Origin of the sequence: Pseudomonas sp. B35(2017) (genome assembly GCF_002113645.1) — a bacterium.
Classification (GTDB): domain Bacteria; phylum Pseudomonadota; class Gammaproteobacteria; order Pseudomonadales; family Pseudomonadaceae; genus Aquipseudomonas; species Aquipseudomonas ekonensis.
The window spans coordinates 13,417-37,274 of the sequence record NZ_NEIZ01000026.1; the positions used below are offsets into that span (position 1 = coordinate 13,417).

Annotated in this window: 24 protein-coding genes; 10 read left to right on the forward strand and 14 right to left on the reverse strand. The window is 65.9% G+C overall.

All coding sequences use genetic code 11. From position 1 onward, the window contains the following. Positions 1-3: 3 nt before the first annotated feature. The 6 genes from CAG41_RS26725 to CAG41_RS26750 all read right to left on the reverse strand — a co-directional run bounded on the left by CAG41_RS26725 (position 4) and on the right by CAG41_RS26750 (position 6,133). On the reverse strand, positions 4-1,020 hold the full coding sequence (locus CAG41_RS26725) for an arginine N-succinyltransferase (RefSeq protein WP_085586682.1): 1,017 nt from the start codon (positions 1,018-1,020) through the stop codon (positions 4-6). A 118-nt stretch (positions 1,021-1,138) separates the two neighbouring features. Continuing rightward, a complete protein-coding gene (locus tag CAG41_RS26730; RefSeq protein WP_085633869.1) occupies positions 1,139-2,488 on the reverse strand; it encodes an APC family permease in 1,350 nt (449 codons plus the stop codon). Between the two features lie 79 nt (positions 2,489-2,567). Beyond that, positions 2,568-3,320 carry an N-formylglutamate amidohydrolase gene (locus CAG41_RS26735; protein WP_085707704.1) on the reverse strand — a complete coding sequence of 251 codons (753 nt, stop codon included), beginning with the start codon at positions 3,318-3,320 and terminating at the stop codon, positions 2,568-2,570. Continuing rightward, positions 3,304-4,635, reverse strand: coding sequence for a glutamine synthetase family protein (locus tag CAG41_RS26740; protein WP_085586685.1), 1,332 nt, complete (start codon positions 4,633-4,635; stop codon positions 3,304-3,306). The genes CAG41_RS26735 and CAG41_RS26740 overlap by 17 nt, the downstream gene beginning before the upstream one ends. Continuing rightward, positions 4,632-5,276 (reverse strand): isochorismatase family cysteine hydrolase, encoded by a 645-nt coding sequence (locus tag CAG41_RS26745; protein WP_085633873.1) that lies wholly within the window; start codon positions 5,274-5,276, stop codon positions 4,632-4,634. The genes CAG41_RS26740 and CAG41_RS26745 overlap by 4 nt, the downstream gene beginning before the upstream one ends. A gap of 2 nt (positions 5,277-5,278) precedes the next feature. After that, a complete protein-coding gene (locus CAG41_RS26750) occupies positions 5,279-6,133 on the reverse strand; it encodes a MurR/RpiR family transcriptional regulator (RefSeq protein WP_085586687.1) in 855 nt (284 codons plus the stop codon). Positions 6,134-6,452: 319 nt separating this feature from the next. Here CAG41_RS26750 and CAG41_RS26755 point away from each other — a divergent pair, with 319 nt between their 5' ends. Then, on the forward strand, positions 6,453-7,022 hold the full coding sequence (locus tag CAG41_RS26755) for a histidine phosphatase family protein (RefSeq protein ID WP_085586688.1): 570 nt from the start codon (positions 6,453-6,455) through the stop codon (positions 7,020-7,022). Beyond that, positions 7,022-7,777: a precorrin-6A synthase (deacetylating) gene (gene cobF / locus CAG41_RS26760; protein WP_085707705.1), complete on the forward strand. Its 756-nt coding sequence runs from the start codon at positions 7,022-7,024 to the stop codon at positions 7,775-7,777. Before CAG41_RS26755 ends, cobF begins: the two co-directional genes overlap by 1 nt. A gap of 25 nt (positions 7,778-7,802) precedes the next feature. Here cobF and ftrA read toward each other — a convergent pair whose 3' ends face one another. Next, complete coding sequence (gene ftrA / locus CAG41_RS26765) at positions 7,803-8,777, reverse strand: transcriptional regulator FtrA (RefSeq protein WP_085586690.1); 975 nt, start codon at positions 8,775-8,777, stop codon at positions 7,803-7,805. 99 nt (positions 8,778-8,876) lie between these two features. On the opposite strand from ftrA, the gene CAG41_RS26770 reads away from it, so the two are divergent. The 4 genes from CAG41_RS26770 (at position 8,877) to CAG41_RS26785 (ending at position 12,563) form a co-directional block, all read left to right on the forward strand. Beyond that, entirely contained in the window at positions 8,877-9,311 is a 435-nt protein-coding gene (locus tag CAG41_RS26770) for a rhodanese-like domain-containing protein (protein ID WP_085586691.1), read from the forward strand. 299 nt (positions 9,312-9,610) lie between these two features. Continuing rightward, positions 9,611-10,390 carry an ABC transporter substrate-binding protein gene (locus CAG41_RS26775; RefSeq protein WP_085586692.1) on the forward strand — a complete coding sequence of 260 codons (780 nt, stop codon included), beginning with the start codon at positions 9,611-9,613 and terminating at the stop codon, positions 10,388-10,390. Between the two features lie 178 nt (positions 10,391-10,568). Beyond that, positions 10,569-11,681, forward strand: coding sequence for a succinylglutamate desuccinylase/aspartoacylase family protein (locus CAG41_RS26780; protein WP_085586693.1), 1,113 nt, complete (start codon positions 10,569-10,571; stop codon positions 11,679-11,681). Positions 11,682-11,846: 165 nt separating this feature from the next. Next, positions 11,847-12,563 (forward strand): alpha/beta hydrolase, encoded by a 717-nt coding sequence (locus CAG41_RS26785; protein ID WP_085586694.1) that lies wholly within the window; start codon positions 11,847-11,849, stop codon positions 12,561-12,563. 3 nt (positions 12,564-12,566) lie between these two features. Here the strand turns inward: CAG41_RS26785 and CAG41_RS26790 are convergent, their stop codons facing one another. Beyond that, the gene (locus tag CAG41_RS26790; protein ID WP_085657150.1) at positions 12,567-13,133 is read right to left on the reverse strand and encodes a hypothetical protein; all 567 of its coding nucleotides are present in this window, start codon (positions 13,131-13,133) and stop codon (positions 12,567-12,569) included. An 84-nt stretch (positions 13,134-13,217) separates the two neighbouring features. Continuing rightward, positions 13,218-14,006: a hypothetical protein gene (locus CAG41_RS26795; RefSeq protein ID WP_085657151.1), complete on the reverse strand. Its 789-nt coding sequence runs from the start codon at positions 14,004-14,006 to the stop codon at positions 13,218-13,220. Positions 14,007-14,186: 180 nt separating this feature from the next. Here CAG41_RS26795 and CAG41_RS26800 point away from each other — a divergent pair, with 180 nt between their 5' ends. Further along, positions 14,187-15,506, forward strand: coding sequence for an Nramp family divalent metal transporter (locus CAG41_RS26800; protein ID WP_085641102.1), 1,320 nt, complete (start codon positions 14,187-14,189; stop codon positions 15,504-15,506). Between the two features lie 671 nt (positions 15,507-16,177). On the opposite strand, the gene CAG41_RS26805 is transcribed toward CAG41_RS26800, so the two are convergent. Genes CAG41_RS26805 through CAG41_RS26815 form a run of 3 tightly spaced genes read right to left on the reverse strand, consistent with a single transcriptional unit; the run spans position 16,178 to position 18,759 of the window. Then, on the reverse strand, positions 16,178-17,359 hold the full coding sequence (locus CAG41_RS26805) for an acetyl-CoA C-acetyltransferase (RefSeq protein ID WP_085586699.1): 1,182 nt from the start codon (positions 17,357-17,359) through the stop codon (positions 16,178-16,180). A gap of 11 nt (positions 17,360-17,370) precedes the next feature. Continuing rightward, a complete protein-coding gene (locus CAG41_RS26810) occupies positions 17,371-18,036 on the reverse strand; it encodes a CoA transferase subunit B (RefSeq protein ID WP_085707706.1) in 666 nt (221 codons plus the stop codon). A 24-nt stretch (positions 18,037-18,060) separates the two neighbouring features. Next, positions 18,061-18,759, reverse strand: a complete 699-nt coding sequence (locus tag CAG41_RS26815; protein WP_085586701.1) for a CoA transferase subunit A — start codon at positions 18,757-18,759, stop codon at positions 18,061-18,063. Positions 18,760-18,933: 174 nt separating this feature from the next. On the opposite strand from CAG41_RS26815, the gene CAG41_RS26820 reads away from it, so the two are divergent. Next, positions 18,934-19,842, forward strand: coding sequence for a LysR family transcriptional regulator (locus CAG41_RS26820; RefSeq protein WP_085657153.1), 909 nt, complete (start codon positions 18,934-18,936; stop codon positions 19,840-19,842). 39 nt (positions 19,843-19,881) lie between these two features. On the opposite strand, the gene CAG41_RS26825 is transcribed toward CAG41_RS26820, so the two are convergent. Together CAG41_RS26825 and CAG41_RS26830 are read right to left on the reverse strand one after the other, a co-directional pair. Next, complete coding sequence (locus CAG41_RS26825) at positions 19,882-20,676, reverse strand: NAD-dependent protein deacetylase (RefSeq protein ID WP_139831409.1); 795 nt, start codon at positions 20,674-20,676, stop codon at positions 19,882-19,884. A gap of 204 nt (positions 20,677-20,880) precedes the next feature. Next, positions 20,881-21,927 (reverse strand): class I SAM-dependent methyltransferase, encoded by a 1,047-nt coding sequence (locus CAG41_RS26830; RefSeq protein ID WP_085633885.1) that lies wholly within the window; start codon positions 21,925-21,927, stop codon positions 20,881-20,883. 351 nt (positions 21,928-22,278) lie between these two features. Here CAG41_RS26830 and CAG41_RS26835 point away from each other — a divergent pair, with 351 nt between their 5' ends. Together CAG41_RS26835 and CAG41_RS26840 are read left to right on the forward strand one after the other, a co-directional pair. Beyond that, positions 22,279-23,124 (forward strand): DUF692 domain-containing protein, encoded by an 846-nt coding sequence (locus CAG41_RS26835; RefSeq protein ID WP_085586705.1) that lies wholly within the window; start codon positions 22,279-22,281, stop codon positions 23,122-23,124. Next, positions 23,111-23,857 (forward strand): DUF2063 domain-containing protein, encoded by a 747-nt coding sequence (locus CAG41_RS26840; protein ID WP_085586706.1) that lies wholly within the window; start codon positions 23,111-23,113, stop codon positions 23,855-23,857. Before CAG41_RS26835 ends, CAG41_RS26840 begins: the two co-directional genes overlap by 14 nt. The last annotated feature ends 1 nt before the right edge of the window (position 23,858 follow it).

Here is a 23,858-nt window from a genome sequence, read left to right on the forward strand (position 1 = left end):
GGTTCACAGTGCGGTCACCCGCACGCTGTCGCCATCGGTGACGCCCAGTGCCGCACACAACTGCGGGGTGAGGGCCAGCGGCTGTCCCGGTCGGTCGTCCAGTTCGGCCACCACCGCGCGGAATCCCTTCAGGGCGTCGTTGCAGACCAGGCAATGGCCCCGGGCGTCGATCTGCGCCTGACGCCGCACCGTGACGGCCCGGCTCTGGCCGATCGAGCGAATGTTCGCGGTGCGGGCGTACAGGGTGGGGCCGGCGTCGAACAGGTCGATGTAGCTGTTGGTCTCGAAGCCTTCGCGCTCAAGGATGTCGAACGCTTCCTGGCCGTCGGGGTGCACCCGGCCGATGCAGTCTTGCGCGGCCTGGGGCAGCATCGGCACGTAGATCGGGTACTGCGGCATCAGTTCGGCCAGGAACGTGCGGTTCTGCAGGCCGCACAGGCGTTCGGCCTCGGCGTAGGGCAGGTCGAAGAAGTGCTTGCCCAGGGCGTCCCAGAAGGGCGAACGCTGCTGGTCGTCGCTGTAGCCGACGATTTCGGTGATCACCGCGTCGGCGAAGCGCCGGCCGTGGATGGCGATGAACAGCAGCCGTGCCCGCGACAGCAGTTCGGAGTGGGGCGAGCGCACCAGCGCGGCGTCGATGTGAAAGCCGCGCAGCAGGGTGTGGCTGTTCAGGTCCTGGCACAACGACAGCGCCGGCACGCCGTGCTCGATGTTCAGTTCCCGCGAGGCGCTGGTGAAGTGGCGGTTGCGCAGGCTGTAGAACGGGCCGTCGCAGCCGGCGGTGGCGACGATTTCCGAGCAGCCGACCAGCCGGCCCTGTTCCTGGTCTTCCAGCACGAAGAAATAGTTCTCCGAGCCTTGGGCCTGCGTCTCGCTGTCGAACGAGGCGCAGGAGCTGGCGATCCTTTCGCGCAGGCGGTCGCTGTCGTCCGGCAAGGAGGTGACGCCCACGAGGCTGTCGCGGGCCAGCTGTTGCAGGTGGGGCAGGTCGGTTGGCTCGACTGGGCGTAAGACCAGCATGGATGCACTCCTGTATCGAACGGTTCGGCGTCATCGCCGAACCTGACTATCACTGTCGGTTTCCACGCGTTAAATCGGCGGTCGCCTGATTCTTTGTCAGACGCCGCTCTTTTTCTTGTCAGCCATTGCTCGGGTCAGGCAGGGCGGTGCCGGCGCCGAGGCGGTTCAGGAAAAACAGGTACACCAGGCCCAGCGCGATCCAGATCAGGCCGAGTTTCTGCGCATCGACGCCCATGTTGTACATGATGGCCGCGACGATCCCGAAGCCGATCACCGGGCAGATCAGGTGACGCACCACCTGCCCGGACTTCTGCCGGCGCCAGTAGTGGTTGATGACGGTCAGGTGCAGCAGCATGAAGCCGCTCAAGGCGCCGAAGTTGACCAGCGACGTCAGCGTGTCCACCGAATCGATGAACAGGTAGCAGATCACCAGCGACAGCACGGCCACCAGGTAAATGCTCAGGTAGGGCGTGTTGTGGGTCGGATGGACCTTGGCCAGCACCTTCGGCAGCTTGCCGTCGCGGGCCATGCCGAACAGCAGGCGCGACACCGCTGCCTGCGAGGTGATGGCGACCGCCACGCCCCAGGCCAGTGCGGTGGCGACGCCGGTCAGGGTCGCCAGCCAGCTGCCGGCGGCGATTTCGGCGATCTCGTAGAACGCGGTGTCGGCGGACTTGAAGCCCATGCCGGCGGCCAGGTCGGTGGCGATCCAGGTCTGCACGACGAAGATCGCGCCCATCACCACCAGGGTGATCAGCGCGGCCTTGCCGACGCTGCGGCCCGGGTCGCCCTTGATCTCTTCGGCCAGGGTGGAGATCGCATCGAAGCCCAGGAACGACAGCACCGCGATCGACACCGCCTGCATCAGCAGGGCGAAGTTGAACGTCTGCGGGTGGTACAGCGGCGCCAGGGTCAGTTGGCCGTTGCCGGCGCCGTTGTGCAGGGCGTTCCAGGCATAGAACAGGAAGATGCCCAGCACCGCCAACTGCGCCAGCAGGAACAGGATGTTCATGCGTGCGGTGAAGGTGATGCCGCGCAGGTTGACGAAGGTCGCGCTGACCAGGAACGCCAGGATGAATCCGACCTTGGGAACCTCAGGGTAGAGATGGTTCAGGGCCATGGCCGCGTAGACGTACAGCAGCGGCGGGATCAGCAGGTAGTCGAGCAGCATCAGCCAGCCGGCGAGGAACCCCACGTGCGGGTTAAGGCCCCGCTGCGCGTAGGAATACACCGAACCTGCAACCGGAAAGGCCCGGGCCATGCTGCCGTAGCTCAGCGCGGTGAACACCATCGCCACCATGCCGATGATGTAGGCCAGCGGCACCATCCCCGGCGCTTCGGCGTTGACGTAGCCGTACACGCCGAACGGGGCGATGGGGATCATGAAGATCATCCCGTACACCACCAGGTCGGTCAGCGTCAGGCTACGTTTCAACTCCTGCTTGTAGCCGAACTGTTCTATTTCCATGAAGCTCAACTCCTTGTCAGCCAATCGTTCGATTTTTAGTTGTTATGTCGGTCCATCGTTTACGGCAACAGCAAAAAGACTACAGCAGAGGGGCCAGATAACCGGCCCAGCGCGCCACCGCGTCGGGGCTGCGCAGCAGGTCGTTGCGCACCTCGATCAGCACTGACTCCAGGCCCCGGGCGTCGCCGTGCACCGGCACGGTCATGTCGCCCAGCGGGTCGACCCGGTAGGGCTGGTTGCCCGCCACCTTCAGCGGGTGCTGGCCCAGGCCATCGAGCAGACGGTGGGCGTAGGCCTTGGCATGGCCGAACAGCACGCCCGCCTCCAGCTCGCGGGGCTGGCCGTAGTACACCGGGGTGAAACTGTGGATTCCCACCACCCGCACCGGACGGCCGGCGGCCAGGCGGGTGTCGATCAATTGCTGCAACCGCGAATGAAAGGGCTTGAACAACGTCTGACGGCGGTACTCGCGGGTGGTTTCATCCAGGTCGCGGTTGCCCGGCACCTGATAGATCTCGCTCTGCGCCGGAATGCTGTCCGGCGCGTGCCGGGGCCGGTTGAGGTCGATCAAGAGCCGCGAATAGTTGGCGCTCAGCAGCGTCGCGCCCAATTGCTCCGACAGCCGCTCGGCCAGCGCCAGCGCGCCGATGTCCCAGGCGATGTGCTCGCAGGCGGCGGCCTCATCCAGGCCCAGGTCGTTCAGGGCCTCGGGGATGTAGCGGCTGGCGTGCTCGCACACCAGGATCAGCGGGTGCGTCGAGTCTTCGCGGCTCAGGTTGTAGACCGGTCGGGTATACAACCCAAGCTCGGCAGGTTCAGTACAGGCGTGCATAGTGCTCACACAGGTCAGCGGGCGAGAGCTGTTCCGTCAGCGCCAGTTCCTCGGTCTTAAGGGCGAAATACGTATCGAGCAGCGGCGCCGGCAGGGCCAGCGCCAGCGCTTGACTGTTGCGCAGGCAATCCAGTGCCTGGGCCAGCGAGCCGGGCAGGGCGACGATGCCCCGCTCCTTGCGTTGTTCGTCGTTGAGTGAATCGGGAATTTCGTCGGTGACCGCGTTCAGCGCCAACTTGCGCTCGATGCCCAAGCGCCCGGCGATCAGCAGGGCGGCCATCGCCAGATGCGGCGAGGCGGTGGCGTCCATGGCGCGGAACTCCAGGTTGAATTGCTTGGCCACAGGCTTGTCGCCCAGCGTCACCGTCGGGCAGATCCGCAGCGCCGCTTCGCGGTTGCGCTGGCCGAGGCAGGCGTAGGACGCGCTCCAGTGGTGCGGCTGCAGGCGCTCGTAGGAGACCGGCGTCGGCGCGGTCAACGCGCACAGCGCCGGTAGGTAATGCAGCACGCCTGCCGCCCAGTGCTGGCCGAGGGTCGACAGGCCGTTGCTGGTGCCGGCGTCGTAGAGCACCGGCCGGCCTTCGAGGTCGAGCAGGCTGAGGTGCAGGTGCACGCCGTTGCACACGGCGTCGGCGGCGGTCTTGGGCGCGAAGCTGACGTCCAGCCCCATCTGCCGGGCGATCTCGCGGGTGATCTCGCGCACGTTCACTGCGCGGTCCGCCGCCGCCACGCCCAGGGCCGGGCGGCAGGTGATCTCGTACTGGTGCTTGCCGTATTCGGGCAGGAACATCTCCGGCTCGACCTGCCCGGCGCGCAGCGCACTGAGCAGCCAGCCGCCGAATTCGGCGCCCTGGCGCTGGGATTCGAGGGAGAAGGCCAGGTGTTCGGCAAAGCCTGCGTGCAGGTTGAATTCGTGCTCGAACGCGGCATTGATCTGCAGGCCGAGCCCGTCGCGGTAGCGTTCGACTTCATCGCGCAGCAGGGTGCGCGGACAAGCACCCCATGCTTGGCCGTCGGTTTCGCGGATGTCGCAGTGGATGAAGTCCAGCGCCGGGGCCGCCGCGTCCGGGCCGTTGCCGACGGTGACGCGGCTGGTCAGGTCAGGAATCAGCCGCAGGTCGCCGTAGGCGCCCCAGGGGTTGGTGCTGGCGATGATGTCCTGCGGGGTCAGCGCGCTGTTGGCCGGCACCCAGCCGCAACCGGCGGCGCGGTAATGTTCCAGCTCATCGGTGGGGAAGGAGCGTCCCCGGGTGATGCCGGTCAGGTCGGTGGTGACCAGGGTGGTCATCGGCAGTGGCGACAGGCGTTCGCTCATGGCTGCATCTCCCGCAGGCGGCCCAGCACGGTCTGGGTGTCGGTGATCCAGCAGTAGCCCTTGATCGCGTTCAGGCAGGCCTCGTGCCGCTCGGCGGAGTAGGTGGCGCAGGCGTCTTCCACCAGGGTCACCAGGTAGCCGCGGTCGGCGGCGTCGCGCACGGCCATGTCGACGCACTGGTCGGTGACGATGCCGGCGACGATCAGGTGGCGGGTCTCGAGGTTGCGCAGCACATAGTCGATGTTGGTCGAGTTGAAGACCCCGGACGAGGTCTTGGGCAGCACGATTTCGTTTTCCGAAGGCGTCAGTTCAGCGATGACCCGGGCCTGGGCGCTGCCCTTGGGCAGGTGCATGTCCGACAGTTTGTGGTCCAGCGATCGGTCGCGGCCGTCGGCGGTCAGGCTTTCGATGATCGTGTGCAGCACGTTCTGCCGCGCCCGGCGAAAGGCGTTGAGCAGCATCTGCTGGTTGGGCACCACCTGCGCGCGGGTACGGTTGAGGAAGTACGCGGCGTCCGGGCCTTCGAGGTGCGGGTCGAACTGCGGTTCGAGCCAGGCCCGCTGCATGTCCACCAACAGCAGTGCGGTGTGGCCCGTGACGAACGGCAGATCCCGTGGCGAGCGGTGGGGAAGGCTGAACATCCTTATTTATCCTCCAGCAGGTGGGTGTCGAAGTCGTTGCGCATGGCGTCGATGCCCTCCAGGCGTTCGGCCAGGTTCGGGCAGCGCGGGGTCAGGCTGGCGATCAGCGCTTCGACCTGCGCCAGCGCCGGCACCATGGTGTCGAACGGCGAGGCGGACTCGACCGGGGCGCTGATGATCATGTCGGCCAGTTCCCGCAGCGGCGAGGCGTAGATGTCGGTGAACAGCACCACCCGGGCGTTGTTGTGCTTGGCCGCGCTGGCCACGCGCAGGGCCTGGGTCTGGTAGCGGCGGTAGTCGAACACCAGCACCACGTCCTGGCGTTGCAGGTCGAACAGCCGGTCCGGCAGTTGGGCGTTGTCTTCCAGCGCGAAGCAGCCGGGGCGCAGCAGGCGCAGGTGATTGAGCAGGTAGTTGGCCATCAGGCTGCTGAAGCGTCCGCCGAAGCAGTGCACCTGATGGCGCGTATCGAGCAGCCAGTCCGCCAGGATCCGCACGTCTTCGGGTTGGGTCAGGGCCTGGGTCTCGACCAGCAGCCCGTGGCTGTGGGTCAGGTAGTGGCTCCAGGGGTCGTCGCTCTTGTGCTGCGAACGCGGCTGCAGCAGGGTGCGCGGCGAGCGCAGGCGATGATCCATGTCGCTGAGGAGCGCGTCCTGGAAGTCGGCGTAGCCGCCGAAACCGAGCTTTTTCACCAACCGCACGATGGTCGGGTCGCTGACGCCGGCGTGTTCGGCCAGGCGTGCCATCGGCCCCAGGCCATTGCGCGGGTACTGATCCAGCAGCGCACGCACGACTTTGCGCTCCGAGGGCGTCAGGTCGAGGCCGGGATCGGTGATCAGGTCTCTGAGAGGGGGCATCCGGGCTCCTGCTGGATGGGGGTGTAGAATTTGTTTCACAATCCGTTAAAACAGTATTTATGTAACTCACGTTACATGTCTAGTGAATTTTCAGCGTATGTCTGCAAGCACCCAAACGGGGCAAGATGCCCGGGCCGTAAGGGCTAGGCGAGTTTCTTTCTCGCTTGTAGGCCATTGCCCATTCTCGTGTCAGACATTGTCGCTTCGTGGCGGTAGACTTCTTCATCCCGCACCCCGCGAACCTTTTGTTTACGGCACAATGGCCGTCATCGTGGCGTTCAACTGTTCTCGCATTCTCTTCCTCACCGAGTGATTTACCGTGCTGGCCATCCGCCTGACCCTGGTTTGCCACGCGCGAACCGTCGCACAAAAACTGGCGCGTTTTCCTACGGATGAGCCGATCGAGCAAAGGACGCTGGCCGACGCCGCGCTGGCCGCCCGGCTCGACGCCCCGTACCGGTTGGTCTGCGGCCCCGAGTTGCGCACCCGTCAGACCGCCGAAGCGTTTGGCCGTGAAGCACAAGTCGATGAGGCGTTGCGCGATTGCGACTGGGGGCGCTGGCAGGGGCAATCGATCAAGGCGCTGCAGCAGAACGAACCCGAGGCGCTGCACGCCTGGCTGGAGGATCCGGGGGCCGCGCCCCATGGCGGGGAATCGGTGACGCAGTTGGGCGAGCGGGTGGCGGCCTGGCTGGCCGTCCTGCAATCCCGCCCCGGCCACACCGTGGCGATCACCCATCCGTTTGTGATCCGTGCGGCGCTGGCCCACGTGGTTCAGGTCCAGGCCTCCCAGTGCATCGATGTCGAGCCGCTGGCCCTGGTCGATCTGCGTTTCGCCGGCCGCTGGCGGCTACGCTTGCCCGGCATCGACCTGGGAGGAGCCCTTTGATGAAACGTTTGCTGGTCATCGGCATCGGCGCCGGCCATCCGGACTACATCACGATGCAGGCCGTGAAGGCGCTCAACCGGGTGGATGTGTTCTTTCTCATGGACAAGGGCCAGGCCAAGGATTCGCTGATCGACCTGCGCCGCGAAATCTGTGAGCGCTACATCACCGATCCTGCGTACCGTTTCGTCGAAGCCCACAGCCCTGAGCGTGAACGCGGGGATGTGGACTACACCGCCAGCGTCGAGGATCTGAACCGTGCCAAGCAGGCGTCTTTCGAACGACTGATCAACGAAGAATTGGCTGACGGCCAGTGCGGCGGTTTTCTGGTGTGGGGCGATCCGGCGCTGTACGACAGCACGATCCGCATCCTGCAGGCGATTGTGCTGTCGGGCCGATGTGTGTTCGAGTTCGAGGTGATCCCCGGCATCACCAGTGTCCAGGCGCTGGCGGCGCAGCACAGGGTGCCGTTGAACGGCATCGGCCGCTCGGTCGAAATCACCACGGGACGGCGCCTGGCGGCGGGGCAGGTGAGCGATGCGGACACTGTGGTGGTGATGCTGGATGCGCAGGACGCGTACCGTCAGGTGGCGGATCCGCAGACGGAGATTTTCTGGGGGGCCTATCTGGGGACGCCGGACGAGATCCTCATCAGCGGCCGGCTCCAGGACGTCGCCGATGAGATCGGGCGGGTGCGCCAGGCGGCGCGGGCGGAGCACGGGTGGATCATGGACACCTACCTGCTGCGCAAGCCTTGAGGCCGGCCCAGCCGGCATCAAGGCCTCAGGACAGTGTCCGCACCTCGCGCCCGAACCGCTCGCGGTACACCGACGGCGGCACGCCCACCACGCTGCGGAACGCCACGCGAAAGCTTTCCACCGAGCGGTAGCCGCAGCGCAGGGCGATCTGCTCGGTGTTCTGCCCGCTGCTCTCCAGCAGTTCCCGCGCCCGGGCCAGCCGCTCGTGCTGCAGCCAGGCCTTGGGCGACTGGCCGCTGGCCTCGGTAAAGCGCCGCAGGAAGGTGCGCTCGCTCATCGCCGCCTCGCTGGCCAGGTCGCGCACTTCCAAAGGTTCATGCAACCGCTCGCGGGCCCATTGCATCACCCGCGACAGGTCGCTGCGCGGTGTCGGGCTGACCGGGGCGGGAATGAACTGGGCCTGGCCGCCGGTGCGCTGCGGCGACATCACCAGGCGCCGCGCCACCGAGTTGGCGACCTGGGTGCCGAAGTCGCGGGCCACCAGATGCAGGCAGGCGTCGATGCCCGCCGCACTGCCGGCCGAGGTGATCAACTGTCCGGCGTCGACGTACAGCACGTCCGGGTCGACCTCGATGGCCGGAAAGCGCTCGGCCAGTTCCGCCGTGTAGCGCCAGTGGGTGGTGGCGCCATGCCCGTCGAGCAGGCCGCTGGCCGCCAGCACAAACACCCCGGAGCAGATCGACAGCAGCCGCGCGCCGCGGGCGTGGGCCTGGCGCAGCGCAGTCAGTAAGGCCTCAGGCACCGGGGCGCTGCGGTCGCGCCAGCCGGGGATGATCACCGTGCGCGCCTGCTCCAGCAGTTCCAGGCCGCCGTCGGCCAGCACCCGGATGCCGCCCATGGCCCGCATCGGGCCCGGGTCGACGGCGGCGATGCAGTGCTCGTACCACGGGAAATCGAACTCCGGCCGGGCCAGGCCGAAGATCTCGACGGCGATGCCGAATTCGAAAGTGCAGAGGCCATCGTAGGCGAGGATGGCGACCCGGCCGGGCGAATCAGTCATTTGGCGGAAAATTCCCGATGAGTGTCTTGTGCGCCACTGTAGCGGCAAGCGACGCCCCGATAAAGTCTGTTCACACCCACAGACGCAGGAGCTTTCCCCATGACCAGCCTGGTTCGCCAAATCCCGGCCGCTTCCTCGGCCATCGCCTTGATGCATTTCAGCAACCGTCTGACGTTCGAAACCGATTGCTCCGACGTCTTCAGCAGCCAGGAGGCCGGCGAAACGGACTTCGTGCTGGTGGATGTGCGCGGGCCGCTGGCCTTTGAGCGCGGGCATGTGCCCGGAGCGGTCAACCTCCCTGGACGTCTGCTGACCGCCGAGAGCCTGGCCGGCTACCCGAAGGACACCTTGTTCGTCGTCTACTGCGCCGGCCCGCACTGCAACGGCGCCAACAAGGCGGCGGTGAAGCTGGCGGCGCTGGGGTATCCGGTCAAGGAGATGATCGGAGGCGTCACCGGTTGGCTGGACGAGGGGTTCCAATTGAGCGTGGCGATGCAGCGTCCGGCGAGCGCCGCGATCGGGTGCGAATGCTGATCCCGGCCTGAAGGACGAACGTCCGTTGTGGTGAGGGAACCGGTTCCCTCACCACAATAGCCCTCGATCCTGGTGAGATTGAGGGTTTGTCCTACAGTCCTTGCACTGTGATGGCGCACACCTTTCCCACCTGCCAGGCACTCGCCGATTTTCTGTAAGTATTTGTCGCTTAAACACAATTTGCCCCGTGCGAGCCGCCATAGACTGCCGGCCACTTCGGATTCTTTGCCATCACCGGCAAGGCCGAACCCTGACAATCGAAAGCTGCCAATAAAAGCCTCCGCACACGGGAGAAATAAATGAAAAAGCTGGTTATGTTCGGTGCCCTGGCACTGTCGATGCTGTCCCTGACCGCCGTGGCCGACGAGGCCAAGCCGATCCGCATCGGCATTGAAGCCGGTTACCCTCCGTTCTCGATGAAAACCCCCGACGGCAAGCTGGCCGGTTTCGACGTGGACATCGGCGACGCGCTGTGCGAACAGATGAAAGTCAAATGCACCTGGGTCGAGCAGGAGTTCGACGGCCTGATCCCGGCGCTGAAAGTGAAGAAGATCGACGCGATCCTGTCGTCCATGACCATCACCGACGACCGCAAGAAAAACGTCGATTTCACCATCAAGTACTACCACACCCCGGCGCGCTTCGTGATGAAGTCGGGCTCCGGCGTCAAGGATCCGCTGACCGAGCTCAAGGGCAAGAAAGTCGGCGTGCTGCGCGCCAGCACCCACGACCGCTACGCCACCGAAGTGCTGGTGCCGGCCGGCATCGAGCTGGTGCGCTACGGCTCACAGCAGGAAGCCAACCTGGACATGGTGTCCGGCCGCATCGACGCCATGCTGGCCGACTCGGTCAACCTCAGCGACGGTTTCCTGAAGACCGACGCCGGCAAAGGCTTCGAGTTCGTCGGCCCGACGTATGAAGACGCCAAGTACTTCGGCGGCGGCGCCGGCATCGCAGTGCGTAAGGGCGACACGGAGCTGGCGGAAAAATTCAACACCGCCATCAACGAGATCCGCGCCAACGGCAAGTACAAGCAAGTGCAGGACAAGTACTTCGACTTTGACGTGTACGGCCATTAATGCGCTGTAGAAGAGTGGCCTGCGCCTCGGCGGGGCCACTTTTTTCGTTTTCGCGATTGCAAGAAACCCTTGCGGGAGCGAGCCTGCCCGCGATTGCCCACGGACATGACCGGCCGCCATCGCTGGCAGGCTCGCTCCCACAGGCGTTTACCGCCGCTTCGAGATTCAGGAGTTCCCCATGCAACGCATCGATCACCAGTTGCCCTGGAGCCATCTGGGCAGTGAACGTTCCCTCAGCGTGTTCCGCTTCGGCGCAGGCCCGCGCAAGGTGTACATCCAGGCCAGCCTGCACGCCGATGAATTGCCGGGCATGCGCACGGCCTGGGAGCTCAAGCAGCGCCTGGGCGCGCTGGAGCGCGAAGGGCGCCTGCAAGGTGTGATCGAGCTGGTGCCAGTGGCCAACCCCATCGGCCTGGACCAGCACCTGCAAAGCGCCCACATGGGCCGCTTCGAACTGGGCAGCGGCAAGAACTTCAACCGTGCGTTCGTCGAACTGAGCGCGCCGGTGGCGGCCCTGGTCGGCGAGCGTCTGGGCGATGACGCCGCCGCCAACATCGCGCTGATCCGCCAGACCATGGGCCAGGTGCTCGACGACCTGCCGGCCCCGGCCTCGCAGCTGGAAGCCTTGCACCGTCTGCTGCTGCGCCACGCCTGTGACGCCGACATCACCCTGGATCTGCATTGCGACTTCGAAGCGGCCATTCACCTGTATGCGTTGCCGCAGCACTGGCCGCAGTGGCAGTCCCTGGCCGCCCGCCTGAAGGCCGGCGTGGCGCTGCTGTGCGAGGACTCCGGCGGCAGCTCGTTCGATGAATCCTGCTCGTCGCCGTGGCTGCGCCTGGCGCGGGCGTTCCCCGAGGCGGCGATTCCGCCGGCCAACCTGGCGACCACCCTGGAGCTGGGCAGCATGGGCGACACCCGGGTCGAACAGGCCCAGGCCAACTGCGAGGCGATCCTGGGCTTCCTGGCAGAGCAAGGCTTCATCGGCGGCGAATGGCCACCGGCGCCGCAGGAATGCTGTGAAGGCATGCCGTTCGAAGGCACCCAATACCTGTTCGCGCCGCACCATGGCGTGGTGAGCTTCCTGCGGGACGCGGGGGAGTGGGTCGAGCAGGGAGACGCCCTGTTCGAAGTGGTCGACCCGCTGAACGACCGGGTCACCACCGTGCGCGCCGGCACCAGCGGCGTATTGTTCGCCCTCGACCGCGGGCGCTACACCCAGCCGGGGATCTGGCAGGCGAAAGTGGCCGGGCGCGAGCCGATCCGGGCCGGGAAGCTGATCAACGACTGAGTGTGTGTTTGACTCAAGGGCCTCATCGCGAGCAGGCTCGCTCCCACAGTCGACCGCGTTCCCCTGTGGGAGCGAGCCTGCTCGCGATAGCGGTTTTGGTTGCGACACAGAATGCGGATCATGCCAGGCTCTGCCCCTGATACGGCCCACCGCCAAGGACGCCCCATGCTCAAGACGCTAGCCCTGTTTGCCCTCCTGGCCTGCGGCACCGCCCAGGCCCAGACCACGCTGCAGACCGATCTGCCGCTCAATTACCTGGCCCAGGTCCACCCGGATGCCGAACCGCGTCCGCTGGTGGTTTTCCTGCACGGCTACGGCAGCAACGAGGCGGATCTGATCGGCATGAAGTTTCAGCTGCCGGCGCAGTACAACTACCTGTCGGTGCAGGCGCCGATGGCGCTGGGGGAAGGGCGTTTCCAGTGGTTTCGCAAGAAGGGCGAAGGGGCCTACAACGGCGAGCCCGATGACCTGAAGGCCAGCGGGCAGAAACTGCGGGCCTTCGTGACGGCTGCGGCGCAGAAATACCACGCCGAGCCGAACAAGGTGTACCTGGTCGGCTTCAGCCAGGGCGCGATGATGAGTTACGAAGTGGGCTTGCGCCAGCCCGCAGTGGTGGGCGGATTCGCCGCATTGAGCGGGCGCTTGTTGCCGGTGCTCAAGGCCGAACTCGAAGCCGCCGGGCCACCGGCTCCGGTGCAGGTCTTCATCGGCCACGGCACCGCCGACGACCGTGTGCCCTATCGCGACGGCACCCAGGCCGATGCATTGCTGAAGCGCTTGGGCTACGCGCCGCAGTTCCACGCCTACCCCGGCGTGGGCCACAGCATCGGCGCGGCGGAACTGCGGGATTTGAGCGCCTGGCTGCAGGGGCTCAATCCCTGACGGTCACTTCTCCTTGAGGATCGCGTTGACCAGCGTTTCGTGGCCGCTCTTGTCGCTGGCCCGGGAAATCACCTGAACCAGCGCCATCCGGGTGCCGGAGCCGGCCATCAGCGTGGTGTTGAGGGTCTGGCCGCCGCCCTGGGTGGCGGTGCTGTCCACCTGGCGCAGGCCCAGGCCGTTGCCCTTGCGAGTGATGCTTTTCTCACTGAGCTTGTTGAAGTCCGGCAACGCCTTGCGCTGGCCTTCGATGAAGTCCGTCACGGTGGCGTCGAGGAACGCGCTGTCGTTGTCCTTGACGTTGTTGCCTTCGGGAATCTGGTTCTCTGCGGCGATGACCACCGTGCGGGTAGCCTGGTTGGTGTACATCGTGCCCTTGGCGCCGGTCGGGCCCGGCGGCAGCGGGTCGGCGACGAACCCCTTGGGCAGCGTGAAGGTGAGCTTGCCGTCGAGCATCGCGACCTTTTCGCCGGCAGCCTTGTCCTTGGCCTTGGCGGCCTGGGCATTGAGGGCGCCGAGACCGGCCGCCGTCGCCAGCAACAGGATGACGGCTTTCTTGCAGAGCGGGGACATTCGAAACTCCATGGGGTGGTCGGACGTGGGCGGCGATCATCCCATGGAGCGGGGCGTCGCTCCAGAGCGGTTTGTCAGGGCGGGTCAGGCCGGTGGCCGCTGTGCGGGGGCTTTCGTTGCGGCAGGCTTGGCGAGCAGTTGCTTGGTCACGCCCAGCATGGCCACCGATACCGCGACGGCCACCGCGAAACCGGCGAACCCGAACGTGGGCACGGCCAGCGCCAGCACCAGGCAAAACGCCGAAAACGAATACATCCCCGTCGCCGTCGCCCGCAGCAGTGCGGCGGTGAACGCCGGGCCGCGGGTCTGCTGGGAAAACACCGCCATCACGCTGCCCAGCACCGGAAACACCGCCAGCAGGCCGCTCCAGCGTTCGCCCACGGTGCTGGCCAGCAGGGTCACCACCAGCGTCAGCGCCGCGCCGGCGACCATCCGCCAGATCAACCGATCCGATTTCGGCGCCGGGCCGCCCACCACCGGGTGCACGTCGGGGAACAGGCGTGGCGCCGCCAGCAACGCCGTCGCAGCGGCCGCCACCGAGAACGGCAGCGACGGCGGGATCAGCGACAGCGCCACCGCCAGCAGCGCCCAGACGCTGAGGGAAACCGCCAGCGCCCATGGCCAGTTCGCCCGTTGCGCGACCTGAGCGTAGGTGACGCAGAACGCAATCATCGCAAGCATGGCCGACAGCGCCGCCACCGCCGATTGCGCGGCGAACGCCAGGCCCTGCTCAAGGGCGAGGAACAGCAGGATCGGCCCGACCACCACCGGCAACCCCGACAGCCAACCGGCCACACTTGGCCCCCAGCGCTTGCCGGCCAGGGAAATCAGCAGCAGGAAACCGGGGATCAGCAACAGTTTGAGGATCAGCACGCGAAGGGCTCCGTCGGGTGAGAGGGGCCACGGTAGCATCGCGGCGAGGGGATTGCTTCAGGAAAATACAATTTTTGTATACAAAAATACGCCCCCCGAAAACTCGGCACATCGTCCCTTGGGCACGGCGGGCGAAACGTCTAAGCTGCGAGCCTTTCCCACTTGTTTCTGGATGTGTGCGTGAAATTCAGTCTGCCCAAGGTCGGCACCGCGCCGTTCTGCCCGCCGGAAGTGGCCGGCAGCGTCGCGGTCGATCCGAGTGCTTCATTCTTCAAGCGTGTGCTGCGCTTCGCCGGCCCCGGACTGCTGGTGTCCATCGGCTACATGGATCCGGGCAACTGGGCGACGGCCATCGAGGCGGGGTCGCGGTTCGGCTACAGCCTGCTGTTCGTGGTGCTGCTGACGAGCCTGGCGGGGATGGTCGTCCAGTGCCTGTGTTCGCGCCTGGGCATCGCCACCGGGCGGGATCTGGCGCAATTGTCCCGTGAGCGCTACAGCACCAGCACGGCACGGCTGCAATGGGGGCTGGCGGAGATTTCGATCATCGCCACCGACCTGGCCGAAGTGTTGGGCTGTGCGCTGGCATTTCATTTGCTGCTGGGGTGCTCGCTGAGCGTCGGCATCGCCCTCACGGCGTTCGACACGCTGCTGGTGCTGGCCTTGCAGAACCGGGGCTTCCGGCGGCTGGAGGCGATCATGCTGGTGCTGGTGGGCACCATCGGCGTGTGCTTTTTCGTGGAGTTGTTGCTGATCAAGCCGTATTGGCCGGACGTCGCCCAAGGCTTCAAGCCGTCGCTGTCGGCCATCGGCGAGGCGGCGCCGCTGTATCTGGCGATCGGCATCCTCGGCGCCACGGTGATGCCGCATAACCTGTACCTGCACACATCCATCGTGCAGACGCGGCTGATCGGCAAGGACCTGGCCAGCCAGCAGGACGCGGTGAAACTGGCGCGCATCGACACCATCGGCTCGTTGGCGCTGGCGCTGCTGGTCAACGCAGCGATCCTGATTCTCGCGGCGGCGGCGTTTCACCAGTCCGGGCACACCGACGTCACGGACATCCAGGACGCCTATCACCTGCTGGATCCGCTGGTGGGCGGGGCGCTGGCCAGCGTGCTGTTCGGTGTGGCGCTGCTGGCGTCCGGGCAGAGTTCGACGTTCACCGGCACCATCGCCGGCCAGGTGATCATGGAAGGGTTCCTGAACCTGCGGATCCCCTGCTGGCAGCGGCGCCTGATCACCCGGGGGCTGGCGCTGATCCCGGCGTTCATCGGCGTGTGGCTGATGGGCGACGGCGCGGTGGGCAAGCTCTTGGTGCTGAGCCAGGTGGTGCTGAGCCTGCAACTGCCGTTCGCCTTGTACCCGCTGATCCGCATGACCAACGACCGACAGCTGATGGGGCCGTTCGTGAACCGGTTGCCGACCCGGGTGTTGGCGTGGGGGTTGTTTGCGGTGATCAGCGGGGCCAACAGTTGGCTGATCCTGCAGCTGGTTGCTTGACCTTCACTGTTGCAGGGGCTGCACCATCCCCATCGCGGGCAAGCCAGCTCCCACAGGGGCCGGCGGCGTTCGCGGCATTGGCGGGCCACCGCAAGATTCTGTGGGAGCCAGCCTGCTGGTGATGAGGTCGGCACACCCGACATCCTCATTGCCTGACATGCCGCCATCGCTGGCAAGCCAGCTCCCACAAAGGTCAGCGGCGTTCACAGAAATGGCAGCCCAACGCAGAATCCTGTGGGAGGTAGCTTGCTAGCGATGAGGCCAGCACAGCCGACATCCTCGTTGCCTGACATGCCGCCATCGCTGGCAAGCCAGCTCCCACAAAGGTCGGCGGCGTTCGCAGAAATGGCAGCCCAACGCAGAATCCTGTGGGAGCCAGCCTGCTGGCGATGAGGTCGGCACACCCGACATCTTCATTGCCTGATATGCCGCCATCGCTTGCAGGCAAGCTCCTACAGGGGCCGGCGGTGTACGCAGAAATGGCAGATCATCGCAAAAACCTGTGGGAGCCAGCTTGCTGGCGATGGCGGTGGGTCAGTCACCGACGATGTTGAACGGTTTCCCCTGAGCCCAGGCAAAAAAGAACCCGGCACGACGCAAGCCGTGCCGGGTTTGTTGCCAGAGGGCGACGGATGTCGTGGATCCGCCGACCGCTGATGAACGCTTTTGGCTTACGCCCGTTCCAGCGCCAGCGCCACACCTTGGCCGCCGCCGATGCACAGGGTCGCCAGACCTTTCTTCGCATCGCGCTTGAGCATTTCGTGCAGCAGGGTCACCAGCACGCGGCAGCCCGATGCGCCGATCGGGTGGCCGAGGGCGATGGCGCCGCCGTTGACGTTGACCTTGGCCAGATCCCATTGCAGGTCCTTGGCCACCGCCAGCGATTGGGCCGCGAACGCTTCGTTGGCTTCGATCAGGTCCAACTGATCCAGCGACCAGCCGGCCTTGTCGAGGCAGCGGCGGGTGGCCGAGACCGGGCCGATGCCCATGATCGCCGGGTCGACGCCCGCGTTGGCGTAGGCCGCGATTTTCGCCAGCACCGGCAGGCCCAGGGCCTTGGCCTTTTCGGCGCTCATCAGGATCACGGCGGCGGCGCCGTCGTTGAGCGACGATGCGTTGCCGGCGGTGACGCTGCCGTCCTTCTTGAAGGCCGGGCGCAGTTTGGCCAGGGATTCGGCGGTGGTGTCGCCGCGCGGTTGCTCATCGGTCTTGAACGCCACCGGGTCGCCTTTGCGCTGGGGGATCAGGATCGGGGTGATCTCATCGACGAAGCGGCCGGCCTCGATGGCTGCAGCGGCTTTCTGCTGCGAAGCGGCGGCGAAGGCGTCCTGCTGCTCGCGGCTGATGCCGTACTTGTCCACCAGGTTTTCGGCGGTGATGCCCATATGGTAGTCGTTGAAGGCGTCCCACAGGCCATCGCTGATCATGGTGTCGACGATCTGGGCATGGCCCATGCGCAGGCCGGTGCGGGCGCCGGGCATTACGTAGTTGGCCAGGCTCATGTTCTCCTGGCCGCCGGCGATGATCACGTCGGCGTCGCCGCAGCGGATCGCCTGGGCGCCCAGGTGCAGGGCCTTGAGGCCCGAGCCGCAGACCTTGTTCAGGGTCATGGCCGGCACGGCGTGGGGCAGGCCGGCCTTGATCGCGGCCTGGCGCGCCGGGTTCTGGCCGGCGCCGGCGGTCAGCACCTGGCCCATGATCACTTCATCGACCTGGGCACCGTCCAGACCGGTCTGCTCAAGCAGCTGGCGGATGACCGCCGCGCCCAGATCCACGGCGGAGACGGTGGCCAGCGACCCCTGGAAACTGCCGATCGCGGTGCGCGTGGCGGCAACAATGACGACGTCTTGCATTTTCGAATTCCTCACTCGGCAGCGAACTGCATTTCCGGTACGTGATCCGGGACGATCAGTTTACCAGCGGTTTTGGCGACGATTTCCTCGACGCTGACGCCAGGTGCGCGTTCCTTGAGGACAAAAGCGCCATTTTCGATTTCAAGGTAGGCGAGGTCGGTCAGGACGCGCTTGATGCACCCGGCGCCGGTCAGCGGCAGGCTGCACTGGCTCAGCAACTTGGACTCACCGTCCTTGGAGGCGTGGGTCATGATGACGATGATGTTGTCGGCGCCGGCCACCAGATCCATCGCGCCGCCCATGCCCTTGACCAGTTTGCCGGGGATCATCCACGAGGCGATGTTGCCTTGCACGTCCACTTCGAACGCGCCGAGCACGGTCAGGTCGACGTGACCGCCGCGAATCATCGCGAAGGACTCGGCCGAGGAAAAGATCGACGCGCCGATCCGCGCGGTCACGGTCTGTTTGCCGGCGTTGATCATGTCGGCATCAATGGTCTCTTCAGTCGGGAAAGGGCCCATCCCGAGCAGGCCGTTTTCCGATTGCAGCATGACTTCCATGCCTTCGGGGATGTAGTTGGCGACCAGGGTCGGGATGCCGATGCCGAGGTTCACGTAGAAGCCGTCCTGCATTTCGCGGGCGACGCGTTGAGCCATTTGTTCGCGGGTAAGTGCCATGTTCTTGTTCTCCGTCAGCCTGAGTTATTTGCGGATGGTGCGCTGTTCGATGCGTTTTTCGAACGTGCCGCAAATGACCCGGTCGACGTAGATGCCGGGGGTGTGGATCTGCGACGGATCCAGCTCGCCGGGTTCGACGATCTCTTCGACCTCGACCACGGTGATCTTGCCGGCGGTGGCGGCCAGCGGGTTGAAGTTCTGGGCGGTGTGGCGGTAGATGACGTTGCCGAAGTGGTCGGCCTTCCAGCCTTTGACGATGGCGAAGTCGCCGGTGATGGACTCTTCCATCAGGTATTTGCGGCCGTGGAACTCACGCACTTCCTTGCCTTCGGCCACCGGGGTGCCGACGCCGGTGGCGGTGAAGAAGGCCGGGATGCCCGCGCCGCCGGCGCGCATTTTCTCGGCCAGGGTGCCTTGCGGGGTGAGGACGACTTCGATGTCGCCTTTGAGCAGCTGTTCCTCGAACAGTTTGTTCTCGCCGACGTAGGAGGCCACCACCTTGCGGATCTGCCGGTCCACCAGCAGCACACCGAGGCCGAAGCCGTCGACGCCGCAGTTGTTGGAGACGACGGTGAGGTCGCGGGTGCCCTTGCGCTTGATCTCGGCGATCAGGTTTTCGGGGATGCCGCACAGGCCGAAGCCGCCGGAAATCACGGTCATGCCGTCCTTGAGGCCGGCCAGAGCCTCCTCGTAGGAGTACACGCGCTTGTCGAAACCTGCCATAGGCACCTCTTTTATTGTTGGTAGGCGGCTGGCTAGCCGAATGGTTGGAGTGTCTCGCCGGACGATATATTTGTTAAGTTGATTTTTAGGGTGGATTGATTGATAAAACTCAATTAATCACCGTCCCCGTCTTGCAGCTTAACGCTTGCGGCTTACAACTGGAGCAACGCGACCATGACCATCAAACAGATCCGCGCCTTCCTCGCCGTGGCCCAGAGCCTGAGTTTCGCCGTGGCCTGCGAGCGCCTGCACCTGTCGCAGTCGGCGCTGAGCCTGACCATCAAGGCGCTGGAAGAGGGGCTGGGCGGACGCCTGTTCAGCCGCAACACCCGCAACGTGGCGTTGACCCCGGAGGGCGAATCCCTGCTGCCGCTGGCCCGGCGCCTGATCGCCGACTGGGACAACGCCGAAGACGAAATGCGCCAACGCTTCAGCCTGCAACGGGGGCGGGTGACGCTGGCGGCGATGCCGTCGTTCGCCGGCAACCTGCTGCCGCCGATCCTGAAGAATTTTCGCGCGCGTTACCCGAACGTCAATGTCACGGTCAACGACGTGGTCAACGAACAGGTGCTGGAGATGGTGCGCGACCGTCAGGTGGAACTCGGGGTGGCGTTCGAGCCGATGCAGAGCACGTCGTTGAGCTTCACGCCGCTGTACACCGACCGCTTCGTGGCGGTGGTGCCCCAGGATTCGCCGTGGGCCGGGCGCCAGGAAATCGACTGGCTGACCTTGCTTGAGCAACCGTTCATCACGTTGCAGCGACCGTCCACGGTGCGGGTGATGCTTGAGGAGCACTTGCAGGCCCGGGGCATGAAACTCCCGGTGGAGTTCGAAAGCCATCAACTGGCGACGGTCGGAAGGATGGTCGCCAGCGGCCTGGGCGTCAGCGCCGTTCCGGCCCTGTGCGCGGTGCAGATGCAGGAACTGGGCGCGTGCTGCCTGACCTTGCGCGAACCGGTGGTGGAGCGGGCCATCGGTGTGCTGACCGAGCCGGGCAACGAACTGTCGGCGGCGGCGCAGGCACTGTTCGATATCCTGCGCCAGGAAAACCTCGGCCAGCGCCTGGGCCCTGCGGAGCCTTGAAGGACGCCATCGCCAGCAGGCTGGCTCCCACAAAAGCCGTCATGGGGCCAGGCATTTCGCCAAGCGGGGCAACAACACTTCGCACGAACCTTCGATCTTCAGGTCCAGCCATTCATCCGCCCGGGTCTTGCCCAGGTTGATCGCGATCAGCGGCTTGCCCCGGTCGGCGATCGCCCGGCACAGGCGAAAGGCCGAAAACGCCATCAGGGACGATCCGATTACCAGCATCCCGGCCGCCCGTTCCACCGCCGCCATGGCTTGCGCCGCCGTGGGCTGGGCGACGTTCTCGCCGAAGAACACCACGTCCGGCTTCATCCGTTCGCCGTCGCAATGGGGGCAGCGGGGCATCTGGAACCGTGCCTCGAAGGCCGGGTCGAGCAGGGTGTCGCCATCCGGCGCCTGCACCGCATCGACGCCGGCAAGGTAAGGGTTCTGCGTTTCCATCCACTGCTGGACCGAGTCCCGTTCGCTGCGCCGGCCGCAGTCCAGACAGAGCACCCGGTGCAGGCTGCCGTGCAGTTCGATCACGTCGCGGCTGCCGGCGCGGTCGTGCAGGGTGTCGACGTTCTGGGTGATGACCCCGTTGATGAGGCCGCGCTCCTGCAGGTCGGCCAACGCCTCGTGGGCCACGTTCGGCCGGGCCTGGCGCACCCGGGGCCAGCCGAGCATGGCCCGGGCCCAGTAGCGGCGGCGGGATTCGGGGGCGGCGAGAAACTCCTGATACATCATCGGCTGGCGGCCACGGCGCACGCCGTCGCTGTCGCGGTAGTCGGGGATGCCGGACGGGGTGCTGATGCCGGCGCCGGTGAGCACCACGAAGTCGCCGCCAGCCATGGCTTCCAGCAAATGGGTGAAGGCGTCGGGGTTGGAACGGTCGGGACAGGAACGGTCGGTCATGACCGAAGCTCCGCAGGCAGAAGGTGCATGCAGATTAGCACCTGCCATGGCCAGGGGGCTTGCTCCCGCCGGATTGCGCAGCAGGCCTCTGTGTTTTGGGGCCTGCGCACCGTCGGGAGCACGCTCCCTTACCCCGCCGCGTTACTTGCGTGCCTCCAGAATCAGGTTGAACGGCGTCTGCGTGGCCCGCCGAAACTGCTTGAAGCCCGCCTCGCTGAACACCTTGCGCAAACGCAGCTCGCCGGCCTGCGCGCCGAGCCCGAGGCCGACTTCCTGGGACAACGAGTTCGGGGTGCAGATGAACGTCGAGGCGGCGTAGAACAACCGGCCGACCGGGTTGATGTTGTCGTCCAGCGTATCGTTGGCGAACGGTTCGACCAGCAGGACCGTGCCGTCGTCCTTCAACGAGTCATACGCGTGACGCGCCGCGCCGACCGGGTCGCCCATGTCATGCAGGCAGTCGAAGTAGCAGATCAGGTCGTAGTCGTCGCCGGGAAAACTTTTCGCCGTGCCCTGGAAGAACCGTGCCCGGCTGCTGACCCCGCCTTCTTCGGCGCGTTGGGTGGCGACGGTCACCGAGGGCGCGTGGTAGTCGAAACCGACGAAGCGCGAATTGGGGTAGGCCTGGGCCATGATCACCGTGGAGGCGCCATGGCCGCAGCCGACGTCGGCGACTTTGGCGCCTTCCTCAAGCTTGGCCACCACGCCGTCCAGCGCCGGCAGCCACTCGGCGATCAGGTGCCCCTTGTAGCCTGGGCGGAAGAACCGCTCGGTGCCGGTGAACATGCACGGGTGGTGGTCGCCCCAGGGCAGGGCGCCGTTGCCGCGCATGGCTTTGACCAGTTTGTCCTTGTCGTGGAAAAACGACGCGACCACCCCGAGGCCGCCGGCGACATACACCGGCGAATCTTCGATGGCCAAGGCCAGGGCCTGTTCTTCGGGAAGTCGGAATTTTCCGTCCAGGTGTTCCATGTAGCCGGAGGCGGCGTGGGCGCTGAGCCATTCGCGCACCAGGCGGGTGTTGCAGGCGGTCTTTTCGGCGAGGGTTTCCGGGCTGATCGGCTGGCTGTCGGCCATCGCCCGGTACAGGCCGAGCTCTTCGCCGACGATGACATTGGCCAGCATCGCCGCGCCGCCCATGTCGTTGACCAGTTTGCCCATGAACTCGTTGAGTCTGGCCTCGTCCATCACAGGTGCTCCTGTTGCAGGATCACGCTCCGGCGGCTGTGCGGGCGTCGAGGCGATCGCCACCGGGCGGTGGTCATGGAATCGGGCGCAAGCGGCGCCCTGCGGCCCCCTCGACTGGGTAATGTTTGAGTCTAGTCCCGTGATGGCAAAACACTCACCCCGAACCGATGGCGGACATCGGATTTCTGCCCCGGGACCCACCGCCGGCGTGTATCCCAGTGTGTATGGCCCCGTTCGCGATACAAAACCGTCGACCTTCACCCGGCCGGCCACACAGCCGCGATACAGCCAGGGCGCCTACTGGACAGGTCAGCCGCCATCTCCGGCGGCGCCTCAACCGAGACCTTGCCCATGCAGACTCAACATCCCACCGTACCGCCCCGTGTCGGGCTCGGCCTGCGCCGTGGCCTGATCAAAGACCTGCGATCCGCCCGCACCGGCGATTTCGACTTCCTTGAGGTCGCGCCGGAAAACTGGATCGGCGTCGGCGGCGCCCATGGCGCGGCGTTGCGCGAACTGGCTGAGCGCTACCCGCTGTCGTGTCACGGCCTGTCGCTGTCCCTGGGCGGCCCGGCGCCGCTGGACACCGGTTTCCTGCACGAGGTGCGCGCGTTCCTCGACCGCTACGACGTGCCGCTGTACAGCGAACACCTGAGCTACTGCAGCGACGACGGCCACCTCTACGACCTGCTGCCGCTGCCGTTCACCGAAGAGGCGGTGCACCACGTCGCCGCACGGATCCGCCAGGCCCAGGACATCCTCGGCCGGCGGCTGGCGGTGGAAAACGTTTCCTATTACGCCGCCCCCCGGCAGGACATGGACGAAGCGACCTTCACCAACGCCGTGCTGCGCGAGGCCGACTGCGACCTGCTGCTGGACGTCAACAACGTTTACGTGAACTCGGTCAACCACGGGTTCGACCCGCTGACCCTGCTGAATGCCATCGAGCCGGGCAGGGTGGTCGGCATGCACGTGGCCGGGCATTTCGATGAGTCCGACACGCTGAAGATCGACACCCACGGCGCCCCGGTGAAACCGGTGGTGTGGGCGCTGCTGGCCAAAGCCTATGCCCGTTTCGGTGCGCGGCCGACCTTGCTTGAACGGGACTTCAACTTCCCGGCGTTCTCCGACCTGGTGGCTGAGTTGCGGACCATCCGCCGCCTGCAAGCCGAAGGAGGTCAGCATGGACAGCCTTGAGCGGCAACAACTGGCCTTGACCCGCTACCTGCGGGATCCGGACAACCAGTCGCCTCCGCCCGGCATGAAGGCGGCGCGGGTCGAGGTGTACCGCGACCTGGTGTTCAACAATGTTTCGCAGTTGCTGGGCGGCACCTTTCCGGTGCTGATCCGGATCATCGGCCAGGACGCCTGGCGCACATTGGTCCGCGGCTTTCTGCGGGATCACCGCGCGCAGACGCCGAAGTTCGGTGAAATCGCCGAAGCGTTCGTCGGCTACCTCGCCGATCGCGCGGACGAGCCGGGCGAAGGCCAGTGGCCGGGGTTCCTGGTGGAACTGGCCCATTACGAATGGGTGGAGATGGTGTTGCAGCAGTCCGATGCGCAGCCCTTGCCGCCGAGCGACGGCGCCTCGTTGCTGACCCGGCCGTTGCAGGTGTCGCCACTTGCCTGGCCGCTGGCCTACGCTTGGCCGGTGCAGAAGCTGGGGCCGGATCATCGACCGGCCACGCCGCCCGCCGAGCCGACCCTGTTGCTGGTCAGGCGCACGGCAGACTTCAGCGTGAGGTTTTCCGAGCTGAGCCCGTTGGCCTGGCGTCTGCTGCAACGGATCGGCGAATGGCCGCAGATGATCGGGGCCGAACACCTCGGGGCGCTGGCGGCCGAAGCCGGGTTGCCTGTGACTACGGCGTTTCTGGACAGCGGACAGGCGCTGCTGCGCCAGTTGCATGACGACGGTGTGGTGGGGAACTGAT